Annotated in this window: 16 protein-coding genes; 4 read left to right on the top strand and 12 right to left on the bottom strand. The window is 71.4% G+C overall.

Going from position 1 to position 18851, the window contains the following annotated elements:
- Positions 1 to 265: 265 nt before the first annotated feature.
- Positions 266 to 892, bottom strand: coding sequence for a helix-turn-helix domain-containing protein (locus ABZT74_RS13855; protein WP_356434812.1), 627 nt, complete (start codon positions 890 to 892; stop codon positions 266 to 268).
- Between the two features lie 212 nt (positions 893 to 1104).
- On the opposite strand from ABZT74_RS13855, the gene ABZT74_RS13860 reads away from it, so the two are divergent.
- The 4 genes from ABZT74_RS13860 (at position 1105) to atzF (ending at position 7821) form a co-directional block, all read left to right on the top strand.
- On the top strand, positions 1105 to 1929 hold the full coding sequence (locus ABZT74_RS13860; protein ID WP_356175907.1) for an urea amidolyase associated protein UAAP1: 825 nt from the start codon (positions 1105 to 1107) through the stop codon (positions 1927 to 1929).
- Positions 1926 to 2525 (top strand): urea amidolyase associated protein UAAP2, encoded by a 600-nt coding sequence (locus ABZT74_RS13865; RefSeq protein ID WP_356434815.1) that lies wholly within the window; start codon positions 1926 to 1928, stop codon positions 2523 to 2525. The genes ABZT74_RS13860 and ABZT74_RS13865 overlap by 4 nt, the downstream gene beginning before the upstream one ends.
- Positions 2522 to 6049: a 5-oxoprolinase/urea amidolyase family protein gene (locus ABZT74_RS13870; protein WP_356434818.1), complete on the top strand. Its 3528-nt coding sequence runs from the start codon at positions 2522 to 2524 to the stop codon at positions 6047 to 6049. The genes ABZT74_RS13865 and ABZT74_RS13870 overlap by 4 nt, the downstream gene beginning before the upstream one ends.
- A gap of 101 nt (positions 6050 to 6150) precedes the next feature.
- On the top strand, positions 6151 to 7821 hold the full coding sequence (atzF, locus tag ABZT74_RS13875; RefSeq protein WP_356434821.1) for an allophanate hydrolase: 1671 nt from the start codon (positions 6151 to 6153) through the stop codon (positions 7819 to 7821).
- A gap of 84 nt (positions 7822 to 7905) precedes the next feature.
- On the opposite strand, the gene ABZT74_RS13880 is transcribed toward atzF, so the two are convergent.
- From ABZT74_RS13880 to pafA, 11 genes are all read right to left on the bottom strand, one after another.
- Positions 7906 to 10767: a DEAD/DEAH box helicase gene (locus ABZT74_RS13880; RefSeq protein WP_355865719.1), complete on the bottom strand. Its 2862-nt coding sequence runs from the start codon at positions 10765 to 10767 to the stop codon at positions 7906 to 7908.
- A 40-nt stretch (positions 10768 to 10807) separates the two neighbouring features.
- The gene (locus ABZT74_RS13885; RefSeq protein ID WP_356434824.1) at positions 10808 to 11698 is read right to left on the bottom strand and encodes a diacylglycerol kinase; all 891 of its coding nucleotides are present in this window, start codon (positions 11696 to 11698) and stop codon (positions 10808 to 10810) included.
- Between the two features lie 29 nt (positions 11699 to 11727).
- Positions 11728 to 12675, bottom strand: coding sequence for a twin-arginine translocase subunit TatC (gene tatC / locus ABZT74_RS13890; protein ID WP_356434827.1), 948 nt, complete (start codon positions 12673 to 12675; stop codon positions 11728 to 11730).
- Positions 12676 to 12722: 47 nt separating this feature from the next.
- Positions 12723 to 13007 carry a Sec-independent protein translocase subunit TatA gene (gene tatA / locus ABZT74_RS13895; protein ID WP_355865711.1) on the bottom strand — a complete coding sequence of 95 codons (285 nt, stop codon included), beginning with the start codon at positions 13005 to 13007 and terminating at the stop codon, positions 12723 to 12725.
- Positions 13008 to 13244: 237 nt separating this feature from the next.
- Positions 13245 to 13439, bottom strand: a complete 195-nt coding sequence (locus tag ABZT74_RS13900; RefSeq protein ID WP_081223480.1) for a hypothetical protein — start codon at positions 13437 to 13439, stop codon at positions 13245 to 13247.
- A 10-nt stretch (positions 13440 to 13449) separates the two neighbouring features.
- A complete protein-coding gene (locus ABZT74_RS13905; RefSeq protein ID WP_355866445.1) occupies positions 13450 to 13710 on the bottom strand; it encodes a hypothetical protein in 261 nt (86 codons plus the stop codon).
- 95 nt (positions 13711 to 13805) lie between these two features.
- Positions 13806 to 14831, bottom strand: a complete 1026-nt coding sequence (locus tag ABZT74_RS13910; protein WP_356434830.1) for a WYL domain-containing protein — start codon at positions 14829 to 14831, stop codon at positions 13806 to 13808.
- 16 nt (positions 14832 to 14847) lie between these two features.
- Complete coding sequence (locus ABZT74_RS13915) at positions 14848 to 15801, bottom strand: WYL domain-containing protein (protein WP_356175891.1); 954 nt, start codon at positions 15799 to 15801, stop codon at positions 14848 to 14850.
- 123 nt (positions 15802 to 15924) lie between these two features.
- Positions 15925 to 16296: an FKBP-type peptidyl-prolyl cis-trans isomerase gene (locus tag ABZT74_RS13920; protein WP_355865700.1), complete on the bottom strand. Its 372-nt coding sequence runs from the start codon at positions 16294 to 16296 to the stop codon at positions 15925 to 15927.
- Between the two features lie 58 nt (positions 16297 to 16354).
- Entirely contained in the window at positions 16355 to 17356 is a 1002-nt protein-coding gene (locus ABZT74_RS13925; RefSeq protein ID WP_355865697.1) for an FKBP-type peptidyl-prolyl cis-trans isomerase, read from the bottom strand.
- 128 nt (positions 17357 to 17484) lie between these two features.
- Positions 17485 to 18846: a Pup--protein ligase gene (gene pafA / locus ABZT74_RS13930; protein WP_355865694.1), complete on the bottom strand. Its 1362-nt coding sequence runs from the start codon at positions 18844 to 18846 to the stop codon at positions 17485 to 17487.
- Between the last annotated feature and the right edge of the window lie 5 nt (positions 18847 to 18851).

Genomic DNA, 18851 nt, shown 5'->3' on the forward strand with positions numbered 1-18851 from the left:
AACGGCACGGATCGGCATGGATCAAACGGAATCTTCGGAACCTTTGGGAACAAGCGCACGAATACATCTCAACTCGGTGCGCTGCGGGCGAGCTTAGTCCGACCGGATCATCGCTGTGTCATATTCAGCAAGCACCTGAAATCGCCCTCGCGACTGGAGTACCCTCGGCCCCATTTGCACGCTGCGCCTCCACTCGCACACGGTGCGTGACCGCGTACGGGCATACGAGAACCGCAGCTCGCAGGGGTGATCGTGGGTCGGAGTCTCAGACTCCGACGATGCGCAGCGCCGCGTCGGCCGTGGCCTCGGCGAAGGCGGACACCGGACGGTCCGGGTCGGAGCGGTGCACGAGGATCACGCCCTCGATCAGCCCGAACACGAGGTCCGTCCGCAGGTCCAGCTCACTCTTGGCGAGCGCACCGCCCGCCGGGGTGGCCGCCAGCAACTGGCGGTAGGTGTCCTTGAGTTCCGCGCGCACGGCATGGAACCCGGCGAAGCGTTCGGAGCGCACCTCGGGCAGCAGATAGAGGCCGCCGAGATTGTGCGGGCCGCCGCACAGCAGTTCCACGTCGGTGCGGCACAGCTGCCTGAGCCTGCTGCCGGCGGGCACCGTGTCCTCGGCGAGCAGCCGGCGGGCGAGGGCCAACGACGGGGTGACCGTGGACTCCAGGAGCTCGGCGAGCAGCTCCTCCTTGCCGGACACGTAGTGGTACATGGACGCCTGGCGCATCCCGGCGCGCTCGGCCACGGCGCGGGTGGTGGTGGCGGCGTATCCCCGGGTGGTGAACAACTCTGCCGCCGCGTCCAGCAGTTCGGCGCGCGGCGTGAGACCGCTGTCCGGCCGCTGCGCGGCGCGCGGCCTGCCGACCCGTCGCCCGCCGTCCGTTCCCATGCGTTCGATCCTCGCACACACGGCGCCCACCGGCCGGGCGCCGGGAACCCCGTGCCCGGCCCCCGCCACGCGCCCCGCCGTCCCGGAGCCGGCACGGGCGGACCCCGTGAGGGACCGGTAACGGCGCGGCAACACACGGGACATGGCGCGGACCCACCCCGCCCCTAATTTCTGTCGGGCGACAGAAATGACTCAGGAGCCGGAGGCCCGCGATGGCGACAGCGACCACGCACGGAGCACGCGACCACGCCCGCGCCCAGGAGGGGACCCGCGCCGAGGCCATGCCCGTGGTTCCCGCGGGTGACTGGCCCGCGCCACCCTGCGAGGCGGGCCACCTGGTGTGGGCGGAGACGGTGGCGGGCGGCAACTACACGCACAAGGTGCTGGCCCGGGGCACGGAACTGCGGCTGACCGACCTCGCGGGGGACGCCTGCGCACATCTGCTGCTGCACGTCGCGGACCGTCCGTGGGAGCGCCTGAACGTGGCGGACACCGTCAAGGTCCAGTGGAACGCCTACCTGGGCGAGGGACAGCTCCTCCTCTCCGACCAGGGCCGCGTCCTGGCCTCGGTGGTCAGCGACTCCTCCGGCCGGCACGACGCCCTGTGCGGCACCTCCACGCTCGTACGCAACACGCGGCGCTACGGGGACGGGACACCGCAGTCCGCGTCCCCGGCAGGACGGGAGCTGTTCAAGCTGGCCGCCGCCAAGAACGGGCTCGGGCCGCGCGATCTGCCCCCGTCGCTCTCCTTCTTCCAGGGCGTGGAGGTGCGCGAGGACGGCTCGCTGGACTTCACCGGCTCGGCCGGCCCCGGCGGCAGCGTCACCCTCCGCGCCGAACAGGACATCACCGTGCTCATCGCGAACGTGCCCCACCCGGCCGATCCGCGCCCCGGCTACACGAGCACCCCGCTGGAGGTCCTGGCCTGGCGCTCCGCGGCGACCGCGCCGGGCGACCCGCTGTGGGAGGCCACGCCCGAAGGCCGCCGCGCCTTCCTCAACACCGCCGAATTCCTTGCCACGAGGGGGCTCGCATGACCCACGTCACCGTCCCGGCCCGGGCCGCCTGGTCGGCGGTCGTCCGCACGGGCGAGACGCTCACCGTCACCGACCTGCACGGCAACCAGGCCGTCGACTTCCTGGTGTACGACGCCGGGGACACCAGTGTCCGCTACAGCGCGCCCGACACCGTCCAGGCGCAGGGCGGCATCTTCCTGACCACGGGCAGCGTGCTGATGTCGAACGAGCACACCCCGCTGATGACCGTCACCGAGGACGAGGTCGGCCGGCACGACACGGTCGGCGGCGCCTGCTCCAAGGAGTCGAACACCCTGCGGTACGGGCACCACACCTGGTCGCAGCACGCCTGCGTCGACAACTTCCTCGCCGAGGGCGCCCGTCACGGCCTCGGCAAGCGCGACCTCGTCTCGAACATCAACTGGTACATGAACGTGCTGGTCGAGAAGGACGGCAGCCTCGGCATCGTCGACGGCATCTCGGCCCCCGGGCTGCGGCTGACGCTGCGCGCCGAGTGCGACGTGATCGTCCTGGTGTCCAACTGCCCGCAGATCAACAACCCCTGCAACGGCTTCGAACCGACCGCGGTCGCAATGACGATCGGAGCGCCCGCATGACCTTCGACACCCTGCTCGTCGCCAACCGCGGCGAGATCGCGGTCCGGATCATATGCAGCGCCCGCGAACTGGGCCTGCGCACGGTCGCCGTGTACTCCGACGCCGACCGCGCCGCCCCGCACGTCCGGCTCGCCGACGAGGCCGTACGGCTCGGCCCCGCGCCCGCCAAGGAGTCCTACCTCGACGCCGACCTCGTCCTGCGGGCGGCCAAGGACACCGGGGCGGGGGCGATCCACCCGGGGTACGGATTCCTGTCCGAGGACGCGGCGTTCGCGCGGCGCTGCGAGGACGCGGGCATCGTGTTCGTCGGTCCGACGCCGGAGCAGCTGGAGCTGTTCGGCGCCAAGCACACGGCGCGGGCGGCGGCCCGGGCCGCGGGTGTGCCGCTGGCCCCGGGCACGGAACTGCTCACCGGGCTCCCCGAGGCACTGGAGGCCGCCGGACGCATCGGCTACCCCGTGATGCTCAAGGCCACGGGCGGGGGCGGTGGAATCGGTATGTCGGCATGTCGCTCGGATGCCGAGCTGACCGAGGCCTGGGAGCGGGTCCAGCGTGTCGCGGCGGCCTCCTTCTCCTCGTCCGGGGTCTTCTTGGAACGCCTCGTCGAGGACGCGCGCCACGTCGAGGTACAGGTCTTCGGCGACGGCCTCGGCCGGGTCGTCACCCTCGGCGACCGCGACTGCTCGCTCCAGCGCCGCAACCAGAAGGTCCTGGAGGAGGCACCCGCTCCGGGACTTCCCGCGGCGGTGCGGGACCGACTCGCCGCCGCCGCACGCGAGTTGTGCGCCTCGGTGGACTACCGCTCGGCCGGCACCGTCGAGTTCGTGTACGACGCCGCCCGCGAGGAGGCCTACTTCCTGGAGGTCAACACCCGCCTCCAGGTGGAACACCCGGTCACCGAGGAGATCTACGGCGTCGACCTCGTCGCCTGGATGCTGCGGCTGGCCCGCGGAGAGTCCTCCGTCGTCCGGGACCCGGGGACGCCGCGCGGGCACGCGGTCGAGGCCCGCCTGTACGCCGAGGACCCCTCCCGTGAACACCGGCCGAGCGCGGGCCTGTTGACGCGGGTCGAGTTCCCCGGCGGCGTCCGCGTGGACGGCTGGATCGAGACGGGCACCGAGGTCACCACCTCGTACGACCCGATGCTCGCCAAGATCGTCGCGTACGGCACCGACCGCGCCCACGCTCTGGAGCGGCTCGACGAGGCGCTGGCCAGGACCCGGGTGGACGGCATCGAGACCAACCTCGGGCTGGTACGGGCGGCGCTCGCCGAGCCCTCCTTCCGCCGGGCGGCCCACTCCACCGCGACCCTGGCCGCCGTGACGGACCCCACCCCGCGGATCGAGGTGGTGGCCGGCGGCACCCTCACCACCGTGCAGGACTGGCCGGGCCGCACCGGCTACTGGCAGGTCGGCGTCCCGCCCTGCGGCCCGATGGACGACCTCTCCTTCCGGCTCGGCAACCGGGCGATCGGCAACCCCGAGGGCGCACCGGGACTCGAATGCACCCTGCAGGGACCGGCGTTGCGGTTCACGCATCCCACGACGGTGTGCGTCACCGGGGCGCCCGCACCGGTCACGGTGGACGGGACGGAGGTAGTCCCCTGGGAGCCGGTGACCGTACCGGCCGGATCGGTCCTGGAGATCGGCGCCCCCGCCGGGCACGGCCTGCGCACCTACGTGCTGTTCGCCGGCGGCGGCCTCGACGTGCCCGCCTTCCTCGGCAGCGCCGCCACCTTCACCCTCGGCCGGTTCGGCGGCCACGGAGGCCGGGCCCTGCGCACCGGCGACGTCCTGCACGGTGGGGCGGTCACCGGCTTCGGCGCACCCGTGCCGCCGGACGACCGCCCCGCGTTCACGGACGTGTGGCGGATCGGCGCCGTCGAAGGCCCGCACGCCGCACCGGAGTTCTTCACCGAGGACGACATCCACGACTTCTACGCGGCCGACTGGAAGGTCCACTTCAACTCGGCCCGCACCGGCGTGCGGCTCGTCGGACCGAAGCCGCGGTGGGCGCGCAAAGACGGCGGCGAGGCGGGACTGCATCCGTCGAACATCCACGACACGCCCTACTCGGTCGGCGCGGTCGACTACACCGGGGACATGCCGGTGCTCCTCGGCCCGGACGGCCCCTCCCTCGGCGGGTTCGTCTGCCCGGCGACGGTGGTCAGCACGGAACGCTGGAAGCTCGGCCAGCTCCGCCCCGGCGACACCGTGCGGTTCGCGCCGCTGGCCGACGACGGTTCGCCGCGCCCCGCGATCGTCGACGGCGGGGTGCTCGCGCGGGACGGTGACGTCACGTACCGCCGCAGCGGCGACGACAACCTGCTGGTCGAGTTCGGGCCCATGCAACTCGATCTCGCGCTGCGCATGCGGGTCCACGCGCTGATGGAGGCCGTGACGGAGGCCGGTCTCGACGGGGTCGCCGACCTGACCCCGGGCATCCGCTCCCTGCAGATCCGGACCGACCCGTCCCGGCTCCCCCAGCGGCAACTCCTGAACGCCGTACGGGAGACCGTCCGCGCCCTACCTCCGAGCGACCAGCTCGTCGTCCCCTCCCGGACGGTCCATCTGCCGCTGTCCTGGGACGACCCGGCCACCCGCGAGGCGATCGCCCGCTACATGGCGGGCGTGCGCGACGACGCGCCCTGGTGCCCGTGGAACATCGAGTTCATCCGCCGGGTGAACGGCCTGGACTCGGTGGACGACGTGTACCGCACGGTCTTCGACGCGGAGTACCTCGTCCTCGGTCTGGGCGACGTCTACCTCGGCGCCCCCGTCGCCACCCCGCTCGACCCCCGCCACCGTCTGGTCACCACGAAGTACAACCCCGCCCGCACCTGGACCGCGGAGAACTCGGTCGGCATCGGCGGCGCCTACCTGTGCGTCTACGGCATGGAGGGCCCGGGCGGCTACCAGTTCGTCGGCCGGACGACCCAGGTGTGGTCGGGCTGGCAGCAGCGCGGCGCGTTCGAGCCGGGCTCGCCCTGGCTGCTGCGCTTCTTCGACCGCATCAAGTGGTATCCGGTGGAGGCGGACGAACTCCTGGAGCTGCGCGCCGACATCATCTCGGGCCGCTTCGTGCCGCGTATCGAGGAGGGCACCTTCTCCCTGGCCGCGTACGAGTCGTTCCTCGCCGAGAACGCCGCGTCCATCGCGGAGTTCCGCTCCAGGCAGGGCGGCGCCTTCTCGGCGGAGCGGGACGCCTGGGAGGCGGCGGGCGAGTTCACCCGGGCGGAGGCCGCGCCGGCGCCGGCGTCCGCGCCGGCCGAGATCAGCGTGCCCGCCGGGGGTCGCCTGGTCGAGGCCGAGTTCGCCGCGTCCGTCTGGCAGGTGAACGTGGAGCCGGGCGCCCGGGTGACGGCCGGGCAGCCGCTGCTCGCGCTGGAGGCCATGAAGATGGAGTCGAGGGTGCCCGCGCCGGCGGACTCGGTGGTCGAGCGCATCCTCGTCTCACCGGGCGACCAGGTGGAGGCCGGCACGGCGCTGCTGGTGCTGGCGCCGCCGGAAGTCCCGGCACTCTGACCCTCCCGAGCAACCGAACGCACCCGCCCGCTCCCGTCGTCCCAGGTCCCCGAGGCGCCACGACCCCGGGCCCGCGGCCCTCAGCCCCACAAGGAGTCCCGATGTCCGCTCTCGCCCGAGTCCGCGCGGCCCACGCCCGGATCGAGGCCGTCGACCGCCCCGAGATCTGGATCGCCCTGCGCCCGCGGCCCGAGGCCGAGGAGGAGGCCAGGGCCGTCGACGCGCGCGTCGCCGCGGGCGAGCGTCTCCCGCTCGCGGGCAGGGTCTTCGCCGCCAAGGGCAACATCGACGTGGCGGGACTGCCGACCACGGCGGGCTGTCCGTCGTACGCCTCCGCACCGAAGGCGGCCGACGCCCCGGCGGTCGCCCGGCTCCGCGCGGCCGGCGCGGTCCTCCTCGGGACGACGAACCTGGACCAGTTCGCCACCGGCCTGGTCGGCACCCGCTCCCCCTACGGCGCCGTCCGGGGCGCCCTGGACCCGGCCCGGATCAGCGGCGGATCCAGCTCGGGATCCGCCGTGGCGGTCGCCCTCGGCATCGTCGACCTCGCCCTCGGCACGGACACCGCGGGCTCCGGCCGCGTCCCCGCCGCGTTCAACGGCATCGTCGGGCTGAAGCCGACCCGCGGGCTCGTCCCCACGACCGGCGTCGTCCCGGCCTGCGCCTCCCTGGACTGCGTGACCGTGTTCGCCCGGACCCTCCCCGAGGCCGAACAGGCCCTCGCCCACCTCGCCTCCCCCTCCGCCCGCGCGCTGCCGCCCCTCGCACAGCGCGCACCCGGACCCTGGCGCGTCGCTGTGCCGCCGACGGCACAGCTCGGGGAGCTGGACGAGGGCTGGGCGGAGGCCTACGAGGAAGCCGTCGAGCGGCTCGTCGCCGCCGGGGCCGAGGTGCGCACGCTCGACCTCACCCCGTTCACCGAGGCCGCCGCGATGCTCTACGAGGGCGCGTTCGTCGCCGAGCGATACACGGCGGTGGGGAGCTTTGTCGACAAGTTGATGGCTGACGGAGGTGCCGGCCTCGACCCCACCGTCGCCGGCATCATCACCCGCGCCCGCGACGTCCCGGCGCACCAGCTCTACGCCGACCAGGAGCGACTGGCCGGTCTACGGGCCCGGGCACTCGCCGAACTGGCCGACGCCGACGCCCTGTTGCTGCCCACCGCGCCCGGCCATCCCACGCTCGCCGAGGTCGCCGCCGACCCGCTGGGAACCAACGCGCGCCTGGGCCGTTTCACCAACTCCACGAACCTCTTCGACCTGGCGGCCGTCGCGGTACCGGCCGGACGGACGCCCGCCGGGCTGCCGTTCGGCGTGATGTTGATCGGCCCCGCCTTCACCGACGAACGGCTCGCACGGATCGCCCGGTCGCTGGAACCGGAGACGCGCCTCGCCGTGGTGGGAGCGCATCTGTCCGGCCAGCCGCTCAACGCGCAGCTGCTGTCCCTCGGCGCCCGCCTCGACCGTACGACCACGACCGCGCCGGTGTACCGGCTGCATGCCCTGGCCACCACCCCGCCGAAGCCGGGTCTCGTCCACGTCGGCGCGGGCGGTGCCGCCGTCGAGACGGAGGTGTGGTCCCTCCCGGCGGAGGGACTCGGCCGCCTGCTGGCGACGCTCCCCCGGCCGATGACCATGGGCAGCGTCGAACTGGCCGACGGCAGTCACGTCCCCGGGTTCCTGTGCGAGCCCGGAGCATTGGAGGGCGCGCCCGACATCACCGCGTACGGCGGATGGCGCGCCTACGTGAGCCGCCCGGACGCGAGCGTCTGAGCACCTGGTCCCCCGGTCCCCCGACGCCCCGGACGAAAAAGGTCCGGCGACCGCAGGACGCGGCCGCCGGACCCGGGGGAATCCTCAGCCCACCGACGAGTAGGCGACCACCCCGCGCAGCAGGCCGTCGACCGCCTTGCGCGCGTTCTTCGCGACCGTCGAGTTCCCGCCGCCCGAGACGGGGGCCGCCGCCGCGATCTGGCCGAGCACGTCGATGACCTGCTTGCACCAGCGCACGAAGTCGCCCGCGGGCATCTCGGCCTCACGGAGCACCTCGTCGAGGCCCTTCCCGGACGCCCACTCGTGGGCCGCCCAGGCGAAGCCGAGGTCCGGCTCCCGCTGGCCGACGCCCTCGGTCTGGCTGATCCCGAAGTCCTCCTCCAGCGCGTCCAGACGGCCCCAGATGCGGACCATCTCGCCGAGTGCGGCCTTGGCCTGGCCGGACGGCACCTTCGGAGCCATCGCGTCGTCGGCGACCCGCGACTCGTACACCAACGCCGAGACACAGGCGGCCAGTTCGGCCGGGCTCAGACCGTCCCAGACGCCGGCGCGCAGGCATTCGCTGGCCAGCAGGTCGAGTTCGCCGTAGAGCCGGGCGAGCCGCTTGCCGTGCTCGGTGACCTCGTCGCCGCGCAGGTAGTCCAGCTCGGTGAGGAGGGCGACGATCCGGTCGAAGGTGCGGGCGATGGTGTTCGTCCGGCCCTCGATGCGGCGCTCCAGCTGCGAGGTGTCGCGCTGCAGCCGGTGGTACCGCTCGGCCCAGCGGGCGTGGTCCTCACGGTCGCTGCACCCGTGGCAGGGATGGGCGCGGATCGCCGTCCGCAGCCGGGCGATCTCACGGTCGTCGGCCGCCTCGGCCCGCTTCTTGCGGTGCCGGTCCGGGACGATGTGCCCGGCCTTGCTGCGCAGCGCGGACGCCAGGTCTCGACGGGACTGGGGCGAGCGCGCGTTGAAGGACTTGGGGATCCTCATGCGGTCGAGTGCCTCGACCGGTACGGGGAAGTCCATCGAGGCGAGCCGCTTGACCTGACGCTCGGCGGTGAGGACCAACGGGCGCGGGCCGTCGTGCTGTTCGAAGCCCCGGTGGCCGTTCGACCGGCCCGCGGGCAGTCCGGGGTCGAGGACCAGAGCGAGCCCCGCGTACTTCCCGGTCGGCACGTGGATCACGTCGCCCGGCTTCAGCTTCTCCAGGGCGACGGCGGCCTCCGCGCGACGGTGCGAGACACCCTGGCGGGCCAGCTCGGTCTCGCGGTCCTTCAGCTCGCGGCGCAGCCCCATGTACTCGTCGAAGTCCCCGAGGTGGCAGGTCATGGACTCCTTGTAGCCCTCGAGACCCTCCTCGTTGCGCTGCACCTGCCGGGAGATCCCGACGACCGACTTGTCGGCCTGGAACTGCGCGAAGGACGTCTCCAGGAGCTCGCGCGAGCGGTGCCGCCCGAACTGCTCGACCAGGTTCACCGCCATGTTGTACGACGGCTTGAAGCTGGAGCGCAGCGGATAGGTGCGGGTGCCCGCGAGTCCGGCGAGGTGCTCGGGGCTGAACCCGCGCTGCCACAGCACGACCGCGTGGCCCTCGACGTCGATGCCACGGCGGCCGGCGCGGCCGGTCAGCTGGGTGTACTCGCCGGGGGTGATGTCGGCGTGCTGCTCGCCGTTCCACTTGACGAGCTTCTCCAGCACGACGGAGCGGGCGGGCATGTTGATGCCCAGCGCGAGGGTCTCCGTCGCGAAGACGGCCTTGACCAGACCGCGGACGAAGAGTTCCTCCACGACCTCCTTGAACGTGGGCAGCATGCCCGCGTGGTGGGCGGCGACGCCGCGCTCCAGGCCCTCCAGCCATTCGTAGTAGCCGAGGACGTGGAGGTCCTCGTCCGGGATGGAGGCGGTGCGCTCCTCGACGAGTTCACGGACCCTCGCGCGCGCCGCGTCGTCGTTCAGCCGCAGGCCCGCGTGCAGGCACTGCTGGACGGCGGCCTCGCAGGCCGCGCGGCTGAAGATGAACGTGATGGCGGGCAGCAGGTTCTCGGCGTCGAGCCGCTCGATGACCTCGGGGCGGCCCGGTGTCCAGATGCGCGAGCGCTGTCTGCGCTCGCGCTCACGGTCGGCCTCGCGCATCGCCCGGCCCCGCTTGCGGTCCTGGTACGACGGGCGGCTCGCCTCCATGCGCGCCATGCGCGTGAGGTCGGGGTTGACGGCCTTCTTCTGGCCCTCGCCCTCCTCGAAGAGGTCGTACATCCGACGCCCGGCCAGCACGTGCTGGAACAGCGGGACGGGCCGGTGCTCGGAGACGATCACCTGGGTGTCGCCGCGCACGGTGTCCAGCCAGTCACCGAACTCCTCCGCGTTCGACACGGTCGCCGAGAGCGACACCAGGGTCACCGATTCGGGGAGGTGGATGATCACTTCCTCCCAGACGGCGCCCCGGAAGCGGTCGGAGAGGTAGTGCACCTCGTCCATCACCACGTACCCGAGCCCGAGGAGGGTCTGCGAGCCCGCGTACAGCATGTTCCGCAGGACCTCGGTGGTCATGACGACCACGGGTGCCTCGGAGTTGACGCTGTTGTCGCCGGTGAGGAGGCCGACCTTGTCCGCGCCGTAGCGCCGGGACAGGTCGGCGTACTTCTGGTTGGAGAGCGCCTTGATCGGCGTGGTGTAGAAGCACTTCTTGCCCTGCTGGAGGGCGAGATGGACGGCGAACTCGCCGACGATCGTCTTGCCCGAGCCGGTGGGCGCCGCCACCAGCACCCCCTTGCCCGACTCGAGCGCCTGGCAGGCCTCGATCTGGAAGGGGTCGAGGCCGAAGTCGTACATCTCGCGGAAGGGTGCGAGTGCGGTGGCCTGCTCGGCAGCGCGCCTGCGTGCTGCCGCGTACCGCTCGGCCGGTGAGAGGTCCTCTGTCATCGTGCTTTCGAGACTACCGGGAGCCACTGACATGGGGACGATCATTATCCGGATCGGATCCGGTGAAACCTCGGATCCCCGCAGCTCAGGGAAGTGCGACGCGCACGGCCCCCGGTATGCACTCCGCGGTCAGCGGCAGTGCGCCCAGCGGCTCCCCGTCCGCGTAGCCGGTGACACCCGCGGCGACCAGCTCGACGCGGGCCGCCCGGTGCACGGTGACCACGGGGTGGTCGACGTGGGTGCCGCGGTAGACCTTCGGGAACACCGTGAGCAGCGTGGCACGGCCGCAGTTCCCGACCACGGTGATGTCGAACAGCCCGTCGCCGAGGTCGGCGCCGGGGCAGATCCTCATGCCACCGCCGTACGAGGATCCATTGCCGACGGCCACGAGGGTCGCCTCGATCTCACGCGTCTCGCCGCCGTCGAGGGTGAGGCGGTAGGCGAAGGGGCGGAAGGCGGCCAGCTCGGCGAGCATGGCGAGGTCGTACTTGAAGCGGCCGACGGGCAACCGCATCCGGTTGCCCCGGTCGTTGACCCGGGAGTCGAACCCGGAGGCGAGGACGGTGCCGAACCAGGTCCCGTCGACCCGGCCCAGGTCGACGGCCCGCAGCCGGTCCTCCTTGAGCGCGCCGGCCGTCAGGGCCGCCGCGGCGGCCGGGTCGCCGAGCGGCAGGCCGAGGGCGCGCGCGAAGTCGTTCCCGGTGCCGACGGGGACCAGGCCGAACGGCGTGTCGGTGCCGGCCACGGCCTGGAGCGCGAGGTTCGCCATGCCGTCCCCGCCGACGGCCACCAGGGCCCCGGTCCCCTCCGCGACGGCGGCCCGGGCCCGGACGAGACCGTCCGCGGCGTCCTCGCCGAGCACGGTCCGTACGGAGAATCCCGCGGCCCGGAACGCGGAAGCGGCCGGCTGCGCCGCGTGGGCGCCCCGGCCGCGGCCCGCGGTGGGGTTGACGAAGAGGGTGATCTCGCTGGTCACAGGCTGACCCTACGAGTTCGGGACCTCCGTCAGGTCACATCGTCATAACCGTTGACCCGCTCCGAGGTCGCCTGCTCGGGCAGGGCCCGGCTGGCCGACACGGGCTCGACCGCGCCGACGTTCTCGGGCGTGAGGTCCAGCTCGGACGCCTCGTCGTCGGCCGGTCCCGCTTCGTCGCGCCGACGCTTGCGCCGGTCGTTGAACAGCGAGAAGGCGACAGCGCCGAAGTACAGGATCCAGATCGGCCCGGCCAGCGCCAGCATGGTCAGCGGGTCGGTGCTGGGGGTGGCGACGGCGGCGAACACCGTGATGCCCATGATCATGCCGCGCCACCAGCCGAGCATGCGCCGTCCGGTGAGGATGCCCGTGAGGTTGAGCATCACCAGGAGCAGCGGCAGCTCGAAGGAGAGTCCGAACACGACCACCATGCGCGTGACGAGATCGAGCAGGTCGTCGAGCGGCAGGAGGTTGTCGACGCCCTGCGGCGTGAACTCCATCAGGACCTTCGCCGTGGTGGGAAGCACCTTGTAGGCGAAGAAGGCGCCGCCGAGGAACAGCGGCACGCCGGTTCCGACGAACGCGTACGCGTACTTCTTCTCGTTCCTGTGCAGACCGGGCGCGACGAACGCCCAGAGCTGGTACAGCCAGACCGGCGAGGCGAGTACGACGCCCGCCATCAGGGAGACCTTCAGCGCCAGGGTGAACGGGGCGAGCAGACCGTTGATGGTGATCTGCGCGCACTGGTGGTTCTTGGGCTGCTTCGCCAGCTCGGCGAAGGTCTCCGGACATCCGACGGAGTCCAGGACCGGCTTGGTGAAGAAGTTGATGATGTCGTTGTAGTAGAAGGCGGCGACGACGGTCACGAGGACGATCGCCAGCATCGCCTTCGCGAGCCGGTTGCGGAGCTCGCGAAGGTGGTCCGCGAGGGGCATCCGCCCCTCGGGATCCTTCTCCATGTTGCGGGCAGACTTGGGCAACCCACATCCTCATCTCATGCGGCGAGCCGGACGTCGCCGGCCCTGCGTCAGCGCTTGGTCGTGTCCGTCGGCTCGCCGACCGGCCGCGAGCTGGTCACGTCGCCGGGGGAGGCCTGGATGGTGCGCTGCGCCGGGGGCTGCTCGTCGGTGTTCGGCGGGCCGGCCGGGGCGGGGTTGCTGCCCTCGTCCTTCATGGCCTTCGCCTCGCTCTTGAGGATGCGGGCGGACTTGCCGAGCGACCGCGCCATGTCCGGAAGCTTCTTCGCGCCGAACAGCAGGATGATGACGACGAGGATGAGAATGATCTCGGGAGCGCCGAGCCTTCCGAACATAAGTCTTTACCTTCTCACCGAGGCTGCATGGTCGGGGTGCTGTCCGAACGGTCGGACTTGTGTCCGATCGTCGTGGTGACAGCGATCGTAACGCTCAGGGGTGAACGCGGGGCAATCCCTGTGCGTACTCCCAGTTCGCGGTCCGCGCCTCGTTATCCGGCCCGCGACCTTGAGCGTACCTGGCCGCAGCACGAAGTTGACAGGGCGAAGTGACTCATTGCGCAACCATGGAACGACTCATACCGCATCCATGGAGCGCGCGGCCCCCTCAGCGGCCTGTTCCAGGTCAGCGGCGGCGCGGTCGATGCGGCGCGCGGCCTCGGTGACCTGCTTCCCGAGACGCTCCGCTTCCAGGAAGACACGGACGGCGAGCACGCCGAGCACGGTGATGCCCAGGAAACCCACGGCGATCGCAAACATCGGCCAGAACATGACGTCGACCCTAGAGGGTGGAGTGCAGCCGCAGGGTGCGCACCCCACCGCCGGTGAGCAGCTCGACGATCCGCTCCCCCGCCGGTTTGCGCACCGCGGAGCCGCACTCGGGGCACGTGAACGAGTAGAACGTGGTGCGGCTGCTGGCGCCGATGGCCAGACGCAGGGCGCCCGGGGTGAGCTCGAAGCCGGCACGGCAGTCGGGGCAGGCGGCCTTGAACATCACGTCGACGACCCTCCTCATCCCGGCGAAGGCGGCCCCGGCCGACATCTCCGCGGTGCCCGGGAGCGATCCCGTCCGACGCACGGCGTCCGGCCGCTCCGAGGCGCCCGGCCTCCCCTGCGCACCCGACCTCGTGGTCGTGCTCAAAGCCCCTGCTCCCGCCTCTCGTACGGTCCGTCCGGAACCCGCGTGGGCCCGTCCGGCACGTCGTAGGCGGCGAGCGCCTCGCGGGCCGCGCCGCGGGCGCTGTCCGCGAGGTCCTGCGGCGCGACGATCCGGCCGTCACCGCCGAGACGCAGCGCGAGGCGCCGCAGCGACGTCGGGTCGGGGGTCCGCAGAGTGATACGCAATCCGCCGTCGGGCAGCTCGACGGCGCTGTCGTGCGGGTAGTACTCGGCGACCCAGCGCCCGGCGGGACCGACCTCGACGACCACCTCGGGGTCCTCGGCGGCGGGCTGCACCAGCCCTTCGGAGAGGTCGCGCAGTTCGATCTCGGGCGGGGCGGAGGGCTCGTCGAGGATGCGGATCTCGGCGACCCGGTCGAGCCGGAAGGTGCGGCGCGCCTCGGAGCGCCGGCACCAGGCCTCGACGTACGTGTGGCCGACGGTGACCAGGCGGATCGGGTCGATCTCGCGCTCGCTCAGTTCGTCCCGCGACGGTGAGTAGTAGCGGATCCAGAGCTGGCGCCGCTCGGCGATGGCCCGGTCCACGTCGGCGAAGACTCCGCCCTCGGACTCGAAGGTCACCGACAGCCGCGCGCTGGCGCCGGCCGCCTCGCCCGAGGCGGCCTCGACCTTGGCGGTGGCGCGCAGCAGGGCCTGCCGGTCGCCCTCGCGCAGTCCGGGCAGCGTGGAGACGGCGCGGGCGGCCACCAGGAGCGCGGTCGCCTCGTCGGCGGCGATCCGCAGCGGCTCGGCCACGTCGTCGGGGTTGTGCCACCAGATCCGGTCGCCGTCGGTGTCGATGTCGAGCAGGTCGCCGCCGCGGAAGCTGGTCCCGCACAGCGGCAGCACGTCGAGGTCGGAGATCAGCTCGTCCTCGGTGATCCCGAAGGCCCGGGCGACGTCGCTCACACGGGCGCCGGGGCGCTCGCGCAGATACGTCACCAGGGAGAGCATGCGCCGGGTCTGGTCGATCGCGTTCGTGGGCCTGGCCGGTTTTCCTGCCACTTTCCTACGTTCCCCCTCAGCCCTTGGCCACGGCACGGAGCCGGTCGACCACGTCGGCCCGCAGCTCGGCGGGCTCGAGCACCACCACGTCCGGCCCGAACTCGACGAGCCAGGCGTCCAGCCCGTGCCCGTACGGAATCTCCAACTCGTCCCAGCCCTCTCCCAGTTCCCGCACGGAGACGGCCTTGGCGCGCAGCGGGTAGCCCGAGCCGGAGCGCAGCCGGATCAGCGCGGAGCGGTCGGCGATCTCCCCGGCCCAGCCGGCGACCGTCTCGCGCACGGTGACGACGTCGGGCACCTCGACGGTGTACCGGCCGGCCCGCGCGCGGACCTTGCCGGTGATCCGGGAGAGCCGGAAGACCCGCTCGGCACCGCGGTCGCGGTCCCAGCCCGCGAGGTACCAGTGGCCGCGCCAGCACTCGAGGGCCCACGGCTCGACGTGCCGGGTCTCGGGGTGCGCGGCGGTGGCCTTGCGGTAGTCGAAGACGACCGGGCGGCGGTCGCGGCAGGCCAGCATCAGGGGTTCGAAGGCGGCTTCGTGGACGGGGATGTGCGGTTCGAGGGCGCCGAACGAGCCGTACGGGTCGACGTCCTCGGGCAGTCCGGCGGCGCGCAGCTTCTGGAGGGCTCCGCTCGCGGCTCCGGCCAGCCTGGCCTGTTGCCACACCTTGGCGGCGAGGCCCAGGGCGGCCGCTTCCTCGGCGTCGAGGGTGATGGGCGGCAGGCGGTTGCTGTCGCGGCCGGCGAGGTAGCCGACCTCACCGTCGAGGTTCTCGACGGTCTCGATGACCAGGCCGAGTTCGCGCAGGTCGTCCTTGTCGCGCTCGAACATCCGGTTGAAGGAGTCGTCCGATCCGGCTTCCAGATAGGCCTCGATGGACTCGCGGAGTTCGCGCTTGCTGAGCGGCCGCCGCGTCCCGAGCAGACACAGCGCGAGGTTCATCAGCCGCTCGGCCTTGGCAATGGCCATCGACGCCCTTCCCTATGGTGCTTCCGACCGATGACCGTACCGCTCCGACGTGTCCGGACAAAAGCCGAGGGCCCATGCCCGGACAGGCATGGGCCCCAGATGATCGGGTCCGGTCCGCTGTGATCAGACTCCGAGCAGGTCGACCACGAAGATCAGCGTCTCACCGGGCTGGATCGCCGGGGTCGGGCTCTGGTTGCCGTAGGCGAGGTGGGCGGGGATGGTCAGCTGGCGACGGCCGCCGACCTTCATGCCCTGCACGCCCTGGTCCCAGCCCTTGATGACGCGGCCGCCACCGAGCGGGAAGCGGAACGGAGAGTTCCGGTTCCAGCTGGCGTCAAACTCCTCGCCGGTGCTGAAGGCGACACCCACGTAGTGCACCGTGACGGTCTGTCCCGCCTCGGCCACCTCGCCGTCGCCCTCCCAGATGTCCTTGATCTCGAGGTCCGCCGGGGGCTCGCCGCCCGGGAAGTCGATCTCGGGCTTCTCGATGCTCACGTCTTTGCTCCTGCTTGTCTACGTAAAGGCAACGCTGACAGTCTTACATCCCCACGGGTCACATCTTCGCCAGGATGTCGACCGAGAAGACGAGGGTGGAGTCCTTCTTGATGCCGCTGCCGGCCGGCGGCTTGTCCCCGTAACCCAGCTTCGGCGGGATGACGATGAGGACGCGGCTGCCGACCTTCTTGCCGGTGAGGCCCTGCGCCCAGCCCTTGACGACCTGCTGGAGCGAGAACGACGTCAGCTGGCCCCGGCTGTAGGTGGAGTCGAACTCCTTGCCGCCGTCCCACAGCACGCCCTTGTACTGCACGAGGACGCTGCTGTCGGCCGCGACCTCCGCGCCGTCACCCTCGATGACGTACTCAGCCACGAGCTTGGTGGGCGCGTCCGCCTTCGGGACGTCGATGGAGGGGGCCTTGCCGTCGGTGTTGGTCCCGACCTTGGGCAGCGCGGCGTCGCTCTGCGGGACGTCCTTGCCCTTCGCGGAGCTCTTCGAGTTGAACGAGTTCTCGATGTCGACGACGAACACCAGCGTGTCGGTGCCCTTGATGCCCGCCTGCGCGTTGCCCTGCGTGCCGTAGCCCCAGGTCGGCGGGACGGCCATCTCGACGCGGCTGCCGACCTTCTTGCCCACCAGGCCGTAGCGCCAGCCGTCGATGATGCCGCCCTGCGCGAGCTGGATGACCAGCGGCGTCTTGCGGTCGTAGGAGTTGTCGAAGACCTTCGCCGTGGACCACACCTGGCCCAGGTAGTTGGCCTGGATGTAGTCGTTCTCCGCGACCGTCTTCCCGCCGCCCGCGATGACCGTCTTGACCGCGAGGTCCTTCGAGGGGTCCCCGGAACCCTTCGCGACGGTCGGCTTCTCCCCGAACTTCGTGCCGGCCGTGATCGCCGGCAGTGGTCCGTCGACGATCTTCGGCGGGGGCGGGGCCGACGCCGAGGCCGAAGGCGACGGACTGCTGCTGGACTTGGCCGTGTCGGACTTGTCGTCGTCACCGCATCCGGCGAGTGTGACCAGTCCGGCGGGAACGGCGATGAGGAGTGAGCGTCGGCGCACGGTGGGGGCCTCGTATCGGTCGATCTTGGTTGATGGCGTGCGCGCAACTCTACGACGTGAGAAGGGCGCCGTACGGAAAACGTACGGCGCCCCGCGTTGCGTTCCGCATCCCTCGCGGAACACCCGGCTCACATTCCGGCGATCAGCTTCTCCACCCGGTCGTCCACGGACCGGAAGGGGTCCTTGCACAACACCGTGCGCTGTGCCTGGTCGTTGAGCTTCAGGTGGACCCAGTCGACGGTGAAGTCGCGGCGCTGTTCCTGGGCGCGCCGGATGAAGTCACCGCGCAACCGCGCGCGAGTGGTCTGCGGCGGTACGGACTTGCCCTCGAAGATCTTCAAGTCGTTGCAGATCCGCGCGGCTTGCCCCTTCCTCTCCAGCAGGTAGTAGAGGCCACGACGACGGTGGATGTCGTGGTAGGCGAGGTCTATCTGCGCCACCCGCGGGTTGGACATGGTCATGTTGTGCTTGGCCCGGTACCGCTCGATGAGCTGGTACTTCATGACCCAGTCGATCTCGGTGCCGATCCTGTCGAGGTCCTCGGCCTCGATCGAGTCGAGCACACGGCCCCACAGTTCGAGGACCTGTTCGACGGTGCCGGTGCGGATGCCGCGCCGGTCGACGAAGTCCACGGCCTTCTCGTAGTACTCGCGCTGCACCTCGAGCGCGGAGGCCTCGCGGCCGCTGGCGAGCCGCACCTTGCGGCGGCCGGTGATGTCGTGGCTCACCTCGCGGATCGCCCGAATGGGGTTCTCCAGGGTGAGGTCGCGCATGACGGTGCCCGCCTCGATCATGCGCAGCACGAGGTCGGTGGCACCGACCTTGAGGAGCATGGTCGTCTCGGACATGTTCGAGTCGCCGACGATGACGTGCAGCCTGCGGTAGCGCTCTGCGTCCGCGTGCGGTTCGTCCCGTGTGTTGATGATGGGCCGGGAGCGGGTCGTCGCGGAGCTGACGCCCTCCCAGATGTGCTCGGCTCGCTGACTGACGCAGTAGACGGCGCCTCGCGGCGTCTGCAGCACCTTGCCGGCGCCGCACAGCAACTGCCTCGTCACGAGGAACGGGATCAGGATGTCCGCGAGCCGGGAGAACTCCCCGTGCCGGGCCACCAGATAGTTCTCGTGGCAACCATAGGAGTTGCCCGCCGAGTCGGTGTTGTTCTTGAACAGGTAGACGTCGCCCGCGATTCCTTCCTCGTGCAGGCGTCGTTCGGCGTCCACCAGGAGTCCTTCGAGAATGCGCTCGCCGGCCTTGTCGTGGGTGACGAGTTCCGTCACGTTGTCACATTCGGGTGTTGCGTATTCCGGATGTGATCCCACGTCGAGATAGAGGCGAGCGCCGTTCCGCAGAAAGACATTGCTGCTGCGGCCCCATGACACGACACGGCGGAAGAGGTACCGCGCCACCTCGTCGGGAGACAGGCGCCGCTGTCCCCTGAACGTACACGTGACGCCGTACTCGTTCTCCAGCCCGAAAATGCGGCGGTCCATGACTG

It is taken from the genome of Streptomyces sp. NPDC005302 (assembly GCF_040607345.1).
GTDB lineage: Bacteria > Actinomycetota > Actinomycetes > Streptomycetales > Streptomycetaceae > Streptomyces.